This window comes from Gordonia otitidis (genome assembly GCF_020735545.1).
Classification (GTDB): Bacteria; Actinomycetota; Actinomycetes; order Mycobacteriales; family Mycobacteriaceae; genus Gordonia; species Gordonia otitidis.
Genome location: NZ_CP085974.1, coordinates 4,848,995 through 4,861,584 on the forward strand (window position 1 = coordinate 4,848,995; position 12,590 = coordinate 4,861,584).

Consider the following 12,590-nt stretch of genomic DNA (forward strand, 5'->3'; position numbering starts at 1 on the left):
CTCAGCCCGCCGCGGCAGCCGTCGTGAAGCGGACGTACCCGTTCTCTTCAAGCTCGTCCGCCAATTCGGGACCGCCCGATTCGACGACGCGTCCGTTGACGAACACGTGCACGAAATCCGGCTGGATGTAGCGCAGGATTCGCGTGTAGTGCGTGATCAGCAGGATGCCGCCGTTCTCCTCCGCCTTGTAGCGGTTGACACCCTCGCTCACGACGCGCAGGGCGTCGACGTCGAGGCCGGAGTCGGTCTCGTCGAGGATCGCGAACTTCGGCTTGAGCAGATCGAGCTGGAGGATCTCGTGACGCTTCTTCTCGCCACCGGAGAATCCTTCGTTGACCGAACGTTCGGCGAACGACGGATCGATGTCGAGAGCGGTCATCGCCTCCTTGGTCTCCTTGACCCAGTGGCGCAGCTTGGGAGCCTCACCGCGCACCGCGGTCGCTGCGGTACGCAGAAAGTTCGACATCGAGACACCGGGAACCTCGACCGGGTACTGCATCGCGAGGAACAGTCCCGCACGAGCGCGCTCGTCGACGCTCATCTCGAGGACGTCCTCCCCGTCGAGCGTGATGGAGCCGCTGGTCACCTTGTACTTGGGATGACCGGCGATCGCATACGACAGCGTCGACTTGCCGGAACCGTTGGGGCCCATCAGTGCGTGGGTCTCCCCCGACTTCACCGTCAGGTCAACGCCTTTGAGGATGTGGATCGGTTCGGCGTCGGTGTCGGACTGCGCGACGTCGACGTGCAGATCGCGGATTTCGAGTGTGCTCATGGTGCTTTCTTTCTGGGCTGGTGATCTCGACAAGCTCGATCAGCAGGGTCGGAGTCAGATCAGCGGGGGCGGGTCAGATCAGCGGGGGCGGGTCAGATCAGCGGGAGTGTCTGGATCGGTGCGACCGACGAGCGGTCAGGCGCCGGAGATCTCGAGTTCGTGTTCGATGGCGGCGGCCAGACGTTCGCGCAGCTCGGGCACCGTGATCCTGGCGATCACTTCGCCGAAGAATCCGCGGATGACGAGGCGTCGTGCCTGATCCTCGGGGATACCGCGCGCCTGCAGGTAGAACAGCTGCTCGTCGTCGAAACGGCCGGTGGCGCTGGCGTGGCCCGCACCGACGATCTCGCCGGTCTCGATCTCGAGGTTCGGCACCGAGTCGGCGCGGGCGTTGTCGGTCAACACCAGGTTGCGGTTGAGCTCGAAGGTGTCGGTGCCCTCGGCTTCGGGTCGGATCAACACGTCGCCGATCCAGACCGTGTGGGCTTCCCTACTGCGGTCACCCGACGGATCCCCTTGCAGCGCACCCTTGTACACCACGTTGGAGCGGCAGTTCGGCTGATTGTGATCGATGAGCAGACGCTGCTCGAGATGCTGTCCGGCGTCGGCGAAGTAGAGACCCCACAGCTCGACGTCGCCTCCCGGGGCCGCGTAGCGCACGAGCGGGGACAGCCGGACCAGGTCGCCACCAAGGCTGATCGCGAAGTGCCGGAGCACGGCGTCGCGGCCCACCTTGATGTGGTGCGCGGCGACGTGCACTGCATCGTCGGCCCAGTCGTGGACGTTTACCACGGTCAGTGCCGCCTGGTCGTCGACGATGAACTCGACGTTCTCGGCGTAGGTTCCGCTGCCCTTCTGATCGAAGACGACGACGGCGCGCGCGAACGGCTCGAGGTGGATCTGCACGTGCCCGAATGCCGTGGAATCCACGCCGGGGCCCTCGAGTGTGATGACCACGGGCTCACTGAGCTCGACCTCACGGCCGACCGTGAGCACCGTCGCCTCGTCGAACGATGAATACGCCTGCGCGGCAATGCGATCGAACGGGACACCGCCCTGTCCGAGGCGCTTGTCGTCGCGACCGACCGTCTCCACGGTTACGCCCTCCGCGGTACCCGTCACCTCGACGGTCGCGCGACCGTCGGCCTTGGCACTGCCGTCGTGCAGCCCGCGCAGACGTCGGAACGGCGTGAAACGCCAGGCTTCCTCACGTGAGCTCGGCACCTCGAACGCTTCGACGTCGAACGACGTGAACAGTTCGCCCTTGTTGACAGGGGCGGCTTCGCCGCGGTTGGCAGGGGCGGCTTCGCCGCGGTTGGCGGGCGCGGCGGTGTTACCCGGCACGGTGACCGGGATCGTGGGGTCAGCCATCAGCCGACGGCTCCTTCCATCTGCAGTTCGATGAGGCGGTTGAGCTCGAGCGCGTACTCCATCGGCAGTTCCTTGGCGATGGGTTCGACGAAGCCGCGCACGACCATGGCCATCGCCTCGTCCTCGGTCAGCCCTCGGCTCATCAGGTAGAAGAGCTGATCGTCACTGACCTTCGACACGGTGGCCTCGTGACCCATGGTCACGTCGTCCTCGCGGATGTCGACGTACGGATAGGTGTCGCTGCGGCTGATCGTGTCGACCAGGAGAGCGTCGCACTTGACCGTCGATCGACTGCCGTGGGCGCCGTTGTTCACCTTGATCAGTCCGCGGTACGACGCGCGACCACCGCCACGGGCCACCGACTTCGAGATGATGTTGCTCGAGGTGTGCGGCGCGAGGTGGACCATCTTCGAACCGGTGTCCTGATGCTGGCCCTCGCCCGCGAACGCCACCGAGAGAACCTCACCCTTGGCGTGCTCGCCGGTCAGCCACACGGCCGGGTACTTCATGGTGACCTTGGAGCCGATGTTGCCGTCGATCCACTCCATCGTGGCCCCCGCCTCCGCCTTGGCACGCTTGGTGACGAGGTTGTAGACGTTGTTCGACCAGTTCTGGATTGTGGTGTAGCGGCAACGGCCGCCCTTCTTCACGATGATCTCGACGACCGCGGAGTGCAGCGAGTCGGTCTTGTAGATCGGTGCGGTACATCCCTCGACGTAGTGCACATATGCGCCCTCGTCGACGATGATGAGAGTCCGCTCGAACTGGCCCATGTTCTCGGTGTTGATGCGGAAGTACGCCTGCAGCGGGATGTCGACGTGGACGCCAGGCGGGACGTAGATGAACGATCCACCCGACCAGACAGCGGTGTTGAGCGCGGAGAACTTGTTGTCACCAGCCGGAATGACCGAACCGAAGTACTCCTTGAACAGCTCGGGGTGCTCCTTCAGTCCGGTGTCGGTGTCGAGGAAGATGACGCCCTGCGCCTCGAGATCCTCGCGGATCTGGTGATAGACCACCTCGGACTCGTACTGCGCTGCGACGCCGGCGACCAGCCGCTGCTTCTCCGCCTCGGGGATGCCCAGCTTGTCGTAGGTGTTCTTGATGTCCTCGGGCAGGTCGTCCCAGGAAGCTGCCTGCTTCTCGGTCGAGCGCACGAAGTACTTGATGTTGTCGAAGTCGATACCGTCGAGATCGGCGCCCCAGTGCGGCATCGGCTTGCGGTCGAAGATGCGCAGCGCCTTGAGACGGTTCTCCAGCATCCACTCGGGCTCGCTCTTCTTCGACGAGATGTCGGCGACGACGGCGTCGGAGAGTCCGCGCTGCGCACTCGCGCCTGCGACGTCGGAATCGGCCCACCCGTACCCGTAGGTACCGAGTGAGGCGATGGTCTCCTCTTGTGTCAGTGGAGCCTGTCCATCTGTAACTGTCATCGCGAGGCCTTTCGACTCGTCTGCGTGGGATCGGCGGCGGGGGTGGGCTGGATGTCGCCGATCATCAGGGGGACATGCGTCGTACACGCGCAATCACCGTTGGCGATCGTCGCGAGACGTTGTACGTGCGTACCGAGGAGCTCGGTGAACGCCGCCGTTTCTGCCTCACAGAGCTCGGGGAACTCTGCCGCGACATGTGCCACGGGACAGTGGTGCTGGCAGATCTGGACGCCGGAACCGACCAACCGTGTGTTGGCCGCGTACCCAGCACTGGTGAGCGCGTCGGCGATCTCTTCGACCGTCTCCGAGACCGAACCGGATTCAGAGACCGGGCGGACGCTGTCGACGATGCCCTCGATCCGATCGCGGGCGAAGTCTCCTATCGCGTCCTCACCGGCGATGTCGCGCAGCTTGCGCATCGCAGCGCCCGCGAGGTCGTCGTAGGCGTGCCGAAGCTTCCCACGGCCGGAGGCCGTCAGTTGAAACCACTTGGCGGGTCTGCCCCGACCACGTTCACCGCCGCGTCCGAACCCGGGCGAGGCATGTTCGGCATCGCCGGCATCGACGAGCGCGTCTAGGTGTCGACGAACGCCCGCGGCACTGATGCCCAGTCGCTCGGCGATTTCGCCCGCGGTCAGCGGCCCGTCCTCGACGAGCAACGACACCACCGCGGCACGCGTCTGCCCGTCGGTGTGCATGGCTCCTGAATCGGCCACCACACCGGGACGGGCGCTGTCGACAGACAGCACAGCATCACTCCGCATGGTTTTCACAACGCCAGTGTGACGTAATTACTTCCCGGCTTCCAGCAAGGGTGGCCTAAGAGCTTGCCGCGAAGTCGTCGGGTGCGGCGTCGAGGGGCACCTACTCGCCACCCATTACAGTCGTCGTGTGCCAGAAACCAGTGTCGTGCGTCGCGCTGCGACCTACCTCGGTCTGCAGACGTCGCTGCAGCGAGCGGACACGGATTCCGACACCCCGGGCGACTACGGCCGGTCGGTGGCGACACTGCACGACACCGAACAGGAGGTCGGCCCGCTCAACGCGGAAGAGAACCGGCGACTGTTCCGGATCAAGATATTCGGCGCCACCGGTTCGGTTTTGCTGCTGATCGGGTCACTCGGTACCGGCCAGATCCCGGTGCTGCAGAATCCCGTCGCCGGAATGCGTCTGTTGTCGCTGCCGTCACGCATGTGGAGTACGGCTCTGACGATGTCGATCGGCGGCACGCTGATGCTCGTCGTGGCGTGGCTGATGATCGGACGCTTCGCCGTCGGCCGGTTCAGCGTGGAGGTTCTCGAACGCCGGAGTCCACAACGACGGATGACACGACGTCAGGCCGACAGCACGCTGCTGCTGTGGATCTCGCCCATACTCGTGGCTCCACCGCTGCTCAGCAAGGACATCTACTCCTATCTCGCGCAGAGCGCGATCGCCGAGCGCGGCATGGATCCGTACGTCATCAGTCCCGTGCGCGGACTCGGCGTCGACGATGTCCTGACGCGATCGGTACCCAACCTCTGGCGCGACACCCCGGCTCCCTACGGGCCCCTGTTCATCTGGATCGGCGAAGGCATCACCAAGGTCACCGGCGACAACATCACGGCGGCGATCTTCCTGCATCGACTAGTAGCACTGCTCGGCGTCGCGTTCATCGTGTGGGCTCTCCCCCGCCTCGCGCGACGCTGTGGGGTGTCGGGAGTGGCCGCACTGTGGCTGGGCGCGATGAATCCGCTCGTCATCCTCCATCTCGTCGGAGGTATCCACAACGAGGCGCTGATGCTCGGCCTCATGCTCGTCGGACTCGAGTTGTGTTTCGCGGGTATCTACAGCGCCGACCGCCTCCGCGGTTCCGGATTCTGGCCGAGTCGGGCAGGTTGGCTGCTCATCGCGGGTACGGCTGTGATCGCGGCGTCGTCCATGGTGAAAGTCACATCGATGCTCGCCCTCGGCTTCGTGGGTGTCGCTCTCGCGCGGCGCTGGGGCGCCACGCTCCCCGCGCTGCGACACGCTCCGATCAGCAGTTGGTGGTCGCGCTCACGTGAGTCCGTGCGTGCCCTCGCCGCGTCGGCCGGATGTCTGTTCGTGATTCTCGCCATAGTGGTGGTGGGGATCTGCGTGGGCACCGGACTCGGTTTCGGATGGACGACAACTCTGTCGACGGGCGAGATCGTCCGGTCATGGATGTCGATGCCGACACTGATGTCGGTGAGTACGGGCAGGGTCGGTGTGTGGCTCGGCCTCGGTGATCAGACCCAGGCCATCCTCGACGTCGCCCGTCCGATCGGGCAACTGATCGCCGCGATCTTCGTGGTCAGGTGGATGCTCGCCACCCTCGCGGGTCGACTGCATCCACTGGGCGGCCTCGGGATCGCGATGGCGACCGTGGTCGTGTTCTTCCCGTTCGTGCAGGCCTGGTACCTGCTGTGGGCCGTGATCCCGCTCGCCGCATGGGCTACCGGCCCCTGGTTTCGCGTACTCAGCATCGCGGCGTCGGCGATCATTGCGATCGTGGTCATGCCGACGAGCTCCAACACGAGTGGTGTGGTTCTCGCGCAGGGACTGCTGGCCGGTGTGATCATGGTCGCGGTTCTGACGGCCCTGTTCTTCGAGGATCTGCCGTTCACCCGGCACAGACGTCGTCGGTCGACCTCCGAGACGCAGTCGTGACTGCGGCGTCGGCCTGATGGCGTTTTCTCTCCTGCGCCCCTCACCGCATAGTCTTGGCGTGTGCGCAGCACGGCTTCACCCTCACCATCTCCGGCAGACGATCCGATGACCGATCGTCATGCTCACGGACCCGTTTCCTCGGCCACGTCCACGAGACCCGATACCGCGCTCAGCGTGCGGGGGTTGGTGAAGCGATTCGATGATCGCACCGCGGTGGACCATCTGGATCTGGACCTGGACACCGGGACGGTCCTCGCACTCCTCGGCCCCAACGGTGCGGGCAAGACCACGACGGTGGAGATCTGTGAGGGTTTCCAACACGCCGACGAGGGACAGGTGTCGGTTCTCGGACTCGACCCGTGGCACGACAACGACAGACTGCGCACACGTATCGGGGTGATGTTGCAGGGTGGTGGCGCATATCCGGGCGCCCGTGCCGAGGAGATGCTTCGCCTCTGCGCGGCCTACTCGGCCGATCCCATCGACCCCGAGTGGTTGCTCGACGCCCTCGGCCTGACCTCGGCGGCTCGCACGCCGTTCCGTCGTCTCTCCGGCGGCCAGCAGCAGCGGTTGTCGCTCGCCTGCGCCATCGTGGGCCGGCCCGAGCTGGTCTTTCTCGACGAACCGACTGCCGGACTCGACGCACAGGCGCGGCTGGTCGTCTGGGAGATCATCGACCGGCTGCGCGGCGACGGTGTGTCGGTGTTGTTGACCACACACCTCATGGACGAGGCAGAAGAACTCGCCGATCACGTGGTGATCATCGACCACGGCAGCGTCGTCGCCGACGGCACGCCTGCGGAACTCACGAGCCGGGGCGCAGAGAACGAACTGCGCTTCACGGCTCCGCGCGGCCTCGACATGACGATGCTCGAACTCGCCCTGCCCGAGGACTACCGGTGCACCGAGCCGGTCCCCGGAAACTATCTGGTCAGTGGGGACGTCACACCGCAGGTGCTCGCGACGGTCACTGCCTGGTGCGCCAAGATCAATGTCCTCGCAACCGACCTGCGAGTGGAGACGCGCAGCCTCGAGGACGTCTTCCTCGACCTGACCGGACGGGAGTTGCGTCGATGACCACCGCCCGACCGTCGACCTCGCAGTTCCCGCCGGGGACCTTCGCGCCGCGACCGAAACCGGCGTCGCTGTCGGCGATGCTCGCCGCCCAGACGCGCCTGGAACTGACGCTTCTGCTCCGCAACGGCGAACAGCTGCTGCTGACCATGTTCATTCCCATCACCCTGCTGATCGGATTGTGTCTACTCCCGCTCGACACCGACCTGGGCACGACCAACGCCGAGCGCGCGGCGACGTTCGTGCCCGCCATCCTGACGGTCGCGGTCATGTCGACGGCCTTCACGGGCCAGGCGATCGCGGTGGGATTCGACAGACGGTACGGCGCTTTGAAACGCCTTGGCGCAACACCGATTCCGCGTTGGGGGATCATCACGGGCAAGGCATTGGCCGTCGTGATCGTCGTCATCGCCCAGGCAATCCTGCTCGGCGCGATCGGCGTCGCGTTCGGTTGGCGGCCGGAGCCGGTCGGTCTGTTGATCGGCGCTGTGGTCGTCGCGCTCGGCACGGCTGCGTTCTGTGCGCTCGGTCTCCTGCTGGGCGGCACTCTCAAGGCAGAAGTGGTCCTGGCGCTGGCGAACCTTCTCTGGTTCGCCATGGTCGGTGTCGGCAGCCTGGTCGTCATGGGTTCGCGGATCCCCGACGGGGTGTGGTGGGTGGCACGTATCGTGCCGTCCGGCGCGCTGACCGAAGCACTACAGCAAGCCGCCGACGGACGCGTAGACGTCTTCGGCGTGGTGGTTTTGCTGGCCTGGGCCGTGATCGGCTCAGCGCTGGCAGTGAGGTGGTTCCGATTCCAATGACGACGTCAGACACGCGCACCGAGAAGGCTGCGGAGTCCCCCGACACCGCGAGGCCCGACGCCGCGTCGCGAGCGGGCTGGTTCGGGCGCATACCCGGATTCGGCGACCCCTCCGCGCGATTCGTCCACAGATGGGCCATCGCTCAGTTGGTGGTCAACGTCGGCATTGTCGTCACCGGCGGCGCGGTGCGACTCACCGGTTCAGGACTCGGCTGCCCCACCTGGCCGCAGTGCACCGACGGCTCCTTCGTGCCCCATCAGGCCCTCGGCATGCACGGAGCCATCGAATTCGGCAACAGGATGCTGACGTGGGTACTGGTGGTCGTTGCCATCGGGACGTGGCTCGCGGTGTTCCGTCACCGCGACTCCACCCGCGGCGACCGCTGGTTGGCCACGCTCATCGCGCTCGGAATCCCGTTCCAAGCGGTCATCGGCGGAATCTCCGTGCTCACCGACCTCAATCCGTGGGTCGTCTCGCTGCACTTCGTGTTGTCGATGGCGCTCGTATCCGCGGCGACGGTGCTCGTGTTCCGCACATCCACGCGGGTCCGGCAGCGGGCCACCAACACCGTGGCCGCGCGCCTGGGCAATGCGCTCTCGTGGTTGATCTACCTGTTCACCTGGGCAACCATCTACATCGGAACCGTGGTCACCGGATCAGGGCCTCACGCAGGCGACGCCGATGCCCCGCGCAACGGACTGGATCCCGGCGCGATGACACAGCTCCACGCCGACTTCGTGTTCGTGCTCGTGGGATTGGCGCTGGCAGTCGCGGTGACCACACGCGTTCTCCGCATGCCACAAACGCGCGCCGCGTTCACCTACGTCGCGCTGCTGGCCCTGCAGGGGATCATCGGCGGCATCCAGTACGCCACGAACCTGCCGATGGCTCTGGTGATCGCCCACATGCTCGGCAGCGGACTCCTGATGATCGGTGCCACCTGGCTCGTGCTGTGGTTCGGGCGAGATCAGCGTGCTCCCGCCGACGTCACCCCGGGAACAGTCACCCCGGGAGCAGACGCCGCGAGGACCGAACCGGTCAGATGATCGCGCTGTTGCGCGCCTTCGGGAAGTGCTCGGAGTGCGCGACCCAGCCGGCCATCTTGCGGTAGTGCTCGGGTGACACCGTCGCCTTCGACGTCAGGTCTCGATCCCACTCCCCGATCTCGAGGCCGGGTACGGCGTCGACGACAGCATGTGCGGTCGCGACATCGTCGACGACGCGGTCGCCGAGGTAGCCGTTGGAGTCACCGACGAGGGTTATGCGTACACCCGCGGCCCCGATCGGCTGCAGCACCGCTGTCGCAGCGCCGCCCTCGGCGGCCACGAATTTCTTGATCGATTCGACGACGCCGGCAGGTGCCTTGGCACGCGAAGCGGTGTTGGTGGAGTCGGTCGTCTGCTCGTCGCTCATGGTCTGTAGAGCATACCGACCCGAGCCCTCGGGCTCGCCGCGGCGTAGCGACAGGAGCGACCGGATCGACGTCGATCTGACCGGCACCGCGAACCGAACAGTCACGGTTCGAGATGTGCAGGGACCGCGAACTTGGCAGAGTTGGCGGGTATGGAACTCTCCGCGCAGGAGCGCGAAATCCTCACCTGGGAATTGAACGGTGTCGCCTGCCGGGAACTGGCACAGATGGTCGCCGATGACGAATACGTCCCCGACATCATCATCGGAATCGCCCGCGGCGGTCTCATCCCGGCGGGAGCAATGGCCTACGCCCTCGACTGCAAACTCATGCTGTCGCTGAATGTCGAGTTCTACACCGGCATCGGCGAGACACTGTCCGAACCGGTGATGCTGCCCTCACTGCTGGAGAGCAGCGGGTTGCACGATCAACGTGTCCTCGTCGTCGACGACGTCGCCGACACGGGCAAGACACTCAAGCTCGTCGACGATTTCTGCGAGCAGCAGGGGCGCGTGGCCGAGGTCCGCAATGCCGTGATCTACCAGAAACCCCACACGATCACGACTCCCGACTACTGCTGGCGCACCACCGACAAGTGGATCAACTTCCCGTGGTCGGTGGACCCGCCGGTCGTGGAGACCAGGAATGCGACCAGCGAGGCCGACGGGTAGGAGTCGTCCTCCGCGCGGTGTCATCCGCCACTGCGTAGCGACGCGGTGGGCACCGTGTAGAAACGAGGCATGCGCGCGATTCAGGTGACCCATCACGGCGGCCCCGAGGTGCTCAACTACGGAACGGTCGACGATCCGATCCCCGCCCCGGACGAGGTGATCGCCCGGACCTCGGCCATCGGCGTGAACTTCATCGACACATACCTGCGGCGCGGCATGTACCCGTCGACGCCGCCGTATGTGCCCGGTACCGAGGGCACCGGCGAGATCGTTGCGGTCGGCAGCAAGGTCACCGACCTCCAGCCGGGACAACGAATAGCGTGGGTCGACGCACCCGGCTCCTACGCCGAACTCGTCGCGGTCCGCGCCGCCCGCGCCATCCCGGTGCCCGACGGCGTCCCCGACGTCGTGGCCGGCGCGACGATGCTACGCGGCCTGACCGCCCACTACCTGCTCAACGGCAGCGCACACCCGGCTGCGGGTGACACGATCCTGCTCCACGCGGGCGCCGGCGGTGTCGGACTGATCCTGACGCAGCTCGCCGCGCGGCGCGGCATCACGGTGATCACCACGGTCTCCACAGACGAGAAGGAAGAACTGTCCCGGTCCGCGGGGGCAGCACACGTGCTCAGGTACGGCGACGACCTGGTTGCGCAGGTGCGCGATCTCACCGATGGCAACGGTGTCCCAGTCGTCTACGACGGAGTGGGCGCCGACACCTTCGAACAATCACTCGCCTCGACGGCCGTCCGCGGCATCGTCGTCGTATTCGGTGCCGCGAGCGGGCCGGTGCCACCCTTCGACATCCAGCGGCTGAATCCGGCCGGCTCGCTGTCGGTGACACGTCCGACGCTCGGCCACTTCATCGCCGACACCGACGAGCTGCGCTGGCGATCGGCAGAGTATTTCGACGCTGTTCTCGACGGCCTGGACGCGCGTGTGGGTCAGCAGTACAGGCTCGCAGACGCGGCGAACGCACAAGCCGACCTGGAGAACCGGACGACAACGGGAGCGACCGCACTCACTCCCTGAAAGCGGAGTGGCCCGGCGGCCTCAGAAGTAGCTGGCGATGGTGGGTAGGTTGACCACCGCGTCGATCGCGAGTCCGCAGAACAGAGCCGCGAGATACTCGTTCGACTGCAAGAACACCTTCAGGGGGGTCACCTCGACACCTCGTCGGGTGTCACGGTAGAGCTTGTGCACGCGGTTGAGGAACCACACCCCGGCCAGCACCGCAACAGCCGCATAGATCCAGCTCGCGGCACCGATCAGCAGGAACGAGCAGAGGACGGTCAACCACGTGTAGACGAGGATCTGCCGGGTGACCCGCTCCTCCGTCGCGATCACCGGAAGCATCGGCACGCCCGCGGCCTTGTAGTCCTCGCGGTAGCGCATGGCCAGCGCCCACGTGTGCGGCGGCGTCCAGAAGAAGATCACGCCGAACATCACGATCGGCTGCCAGCTCAGCGAGCCTGTCACGGCGGCCCATCCGACGAGCGTCGGCATGCAACCCGCTGCGCCGCCCCACACCACGTTCTGCCAGGTGCGGCGCTTGAGGATCATCGTGTAGACGCCGACGTAGAAGACAATCGTCGCCGACACCAGCAACGCGCTGAGCAGATTCGCCGCCCACCAGAGCACCGCGAACGACGCGACCCACAGCAACAGGCCGAAGATCAGCGCGTTGGTCCTCGTGACCGCGTGCCGAGCAAGCGGACGCTTGGCGGTACGCCGCATCTTCTTGTCGATGTCGGCGTCGACGACCATGTTGAGCGTGTTGGCACTCGCCGCGCCCAACCAGCCGCCGAGAAGCGTGAAAGCGATGATCGCAAGGTCGACGTGACCTCGGTCCGCCTGCAGCATCACCGGGATCGTCGCCACCAACAGCAGTTCGATGACGCGCGGTTTGGTGAGTGCGACGTAGGCCATGACCAGTCCGCGTATGCGGGCCACGACACGTGTGTCGGCGGTTGTGATCGACTCGCTGACCTGCCGGTCAGAATCCACCTCGGACGTGCTGCGAGAAGTGGCGGAACCATCTCCGCTCACACGCTCACCGATCCTCACGTCAACTCCCCTGCCCCACCGATGATTCGGTTCGCGGGCATCTCCGACTACTACTCAGCATGGTAGACGCTGGGGTATTCGATCGAAGAATTGAGGCTCCGCGTCGCGGTCAACCTGCGACGACGGGGGCCACCCACAGATCGTTACGAGCCACCGCACCACAGAGTGGCGTAGGCGGATTACTCTGGACATCGTGGGCCGGACGGCCCTGCGGCAGCGCGCAGACAGATCGCGCATGAGTACGCGCGCTCGACGGCTGACGACCCAGCACGACACGTATCACGCAGGCACACCAACACGCACAGGAGACGGCAC

12 protein-coding genes are annotated in these 12,590 nt (G+C 65.7%); 6 read left to right on the plus strand and 6 right to left on the minus strand.

The annotated features are described in order from the left end of the window. Position 1: 1 nt before the first annotated feature. The 4 genes from sufC to LK459_RS21930 all read right to left on the minus strand — a co-directional run bounded on the left by sufC (position 2) and on the right by LK459_RS21930 (position 4,343). Positions 2-775: a Fe-S cluster assembly ATPase SufC gene (gene sufC, locus LK459_RS21915; protein ID WP_227920768.1), complete on the minus strand. Its 774-nt coding sequence runs from the start codon at positions 773-775 to the stop codon at positions 2-4. A gap of 135 nt (positions 776-910) precedes the next feature. Further along, on the minus strand, positions 911-2,146 hold the full coding sequence (gene sufD / locus LK459_RS21920) for a Fe-S cluster assembly protein SufD (protein ID WP_227920769.1): 1,236 nt from the start codon (positions 2,144-2,146) through the stop codon (positions 911-913). Further along, positions 2,146-3,579, minus strand: coding sequence for a Fe-S cluster assembly protein SufB (gene sufB, locus LK459_RS21925; RefSeq protein ID WP_007239450.1), 1,434 nt, complete (start codon positions 3,577-3,579; stop codon positions 2,146-2,148). Before sufB ends, sufD begins: the two co-directional genes overlap by 1 nt. Next, complete coding sequence (locus LK459_RS21930) at positions 3,576-4,343, minus strand: helix-turn-helix transcriptional regulator (protein ID WP_322590825.1); 768 nt, start codon at positions 4,341-4,343, stop codon at positions 3,576-3,578. The genes sufB and LK459_RS21930 overlap by 4 nt, the downstream gene beginning before the upstream one ends. A 127-nt stretch (positions 4,344-4,470) precedes the next feature. Between LK459_RS21930 and mptB the strand changes: the two genes are divergently transcribed. The 4 genes from mptB to LK459_RS21950 all read left to right on the plus strand — a co-directional run bounded on the left by mptB (position 4,471) and on the right by LK459_RS21950 (position 9,172). Beyond that, on the plus strand, positions 4,471-6,249 hold the full coding sequence (mptB, locus tag LK459_RS21935; protein WP_227920770.1) for a polyprenol phosphomannose-dependent alpha 1,6 mannosyltransferase MptB: 1,779 nt from the start codon (positions 4,471-4,473) through the stop codon (positions 6,247-6,249). A gap of 105 nt (positions 6,250-6,354) precedes the next feature. Further along, complete coding sequence (locus LK459_RS21940) at positions 6,355-7,326, plus strand: ABC transporter ATP-binding protein (RefSeq protein WP_039994170.1); 972 nt, start codon at positions 6,355-6,357, stop codon at positions 7,324-7,326. Further along, a complete protein-coding gene (locus LK459_RS21945) occupies positions 7,323-8,126 on the plus strand; it encodes an ABC transporter permease (protein ID WP_007239446.1) in 804 nt (267 codons plus the stop codon). Before LK459_RS21940 ends, LK459_RS21945 begins: the two co-directional genes overlap by 4 nt. After that, positions 8,123-9,172 (plus strand): COX15/CtaA family protein, encoded by a 1,050-nt coding sequence (locus LK459_RS21950; protein ID WP_227920771.1) that lies wholly within the window; start codon positions 8,123-8,125, stop codon positions 9,170-9,172. Before LK459_RS21945 ends, LK459_RS21950 begins: the two co-directional genes overlap by 4 nt. On the opposite strand, the gene LK459_RS21955 is transcribed toward LK459_RS21950, so the two are convergent. Then, positions 9,165-9,539, minus strand: coding sequence for a hypothetical protein (locus LK459_RS21955; RefSeq protein ID WP_227920772.1), 375 nt, complete (start codon positions 9,537-9,539; stop codon positions 9,165-9,167). The genes LK459_RS21950 and LK459_RS21955 overlap by 8 nt on opposite strands. Before the next feature lie 150 nt (positions 9,540-9,689). Between LK459_RS21955 and LK459_RS21960 the strand changes: the two genes are divergently transcribed. Further along, positions 9,690-10,208, plus strand: a complete 519-nt coding sequence (locus LK459_RS21960) for a phosphoribosyltransferase (protein ID WP_227923957.1) — start codon at positions 9,690-9,692, stop codon at positions 10,206-10,208. Positions 10,209-10,277: 69 nt separating this feature from the next. Continuing rightward, a complete protein-coding gene (locus tag LK459_RS21965; protein ID WP_227920773.1) occupies positions 10,278-11,240 on the plus strand; it encodes a quinone oxidoreductase family protein in 963 nt (320 codons plus the stop codon). A gap of 21 nt (positions 11,241-11,261) precedes the next feature. Here LK459_RS21965 and LK459_RS21970 read toward each other — a convergent pair whose 3' ends face one another. After that, complete coding sequence (locus LK459_RS21970) at positions 11,262-12,137, minus strand: heme o synthase (RefSeq protein ID WP_407648826.1); 876 nt, start codon at positions 12,135-12,137, stop codon at positions 11,262-11,264. Between the last annotated feature and the right edge of the window lie 453 nt (positions 12,138-12,590).

What these genes read in the sequence shown, in the direction of transcription:
- sufC (WP_227920768.1), bottom strand. Translation starts at nt 775, where the DNA reads ATGAGCACACTCGAAATCCGCGATCTGCACGTCGACGTCGCGCAGTCC.
- sufD (WP_227920769.1), bottom strand. Translation starts at nt 2,146, where the DNA reads ATGGCTGACCCCACGATCCCGGTCACCGTGCCGGGTAACACCGCCGCG.
- sufB (WP_007239450.1), bottom strand. Translation starts at nt 3,579, where the DNA reads ATGACAGTTACAGATGGACAGGCTCCACTGACACAAGAGGAGACCATC.
- LK459_RS21930 (WP_322590825.1), bottom strand. Translation starts at nt 4,343, where the DNA reads ATGCGGAGTGATGCTGTGCTGTCTGTCGACAGCGCCCGTCCCGGTGTG.
- LK459_RS21940 (WP_039994170.1), top strand. Translation starts at nt 6,355, where the DNA reads ATGACCGATCGTCATGCTCACGGACCCGTTTCCTCGGCCACGTCCACG.
- LK459_RS21945 (WP_007239446.1), top strand. Translation starts at nt 7,323, where the DNA reads ATGACCACCGCCCGACCGTCGACCTCGCAGTTCCCGCCGGGGACCTTC.
- LK459_RS21950 (WP_227920771.1), top strand. Translation starts at nt 8,123, where the DNA reads ATGACGACGTCAGACACGCGCACCGAGAAGGCTGCGGAGTCCCCCGAC.
- LK459_RS21955 (WP_227920772.1), bottom strand. Translation starts at nt 9,539, where the DNA reads ATGAGCGACGAGCAGACGACCGACTCCACCAACACCGCTTCGCGTGCC.
- LK459_RS21960 (WP_227923957.1), top strand. Translation starts at nt 9,690, where the DNA reads ATGGAACTCTCCGCGCAGGAGCGCGAAATCCTCACCTGGGAATTGAAC.
- LK459_RS21965 (WP_227920773.1), top strand. Translation starts at nt 10,278, where the DNA reads ATGCGCGCGATTCAGGTGACCCATCACGGCGGCCCCGAGGTGCTCAAC.
- LK459_RS21970 (WP_407648826.1), bottom strand. Translation starts at nt 12,137, where the DNA reads ATGGCCTACGTCGCACTCACCAAACCGCGCGTCATCGAACTGCTGTTG.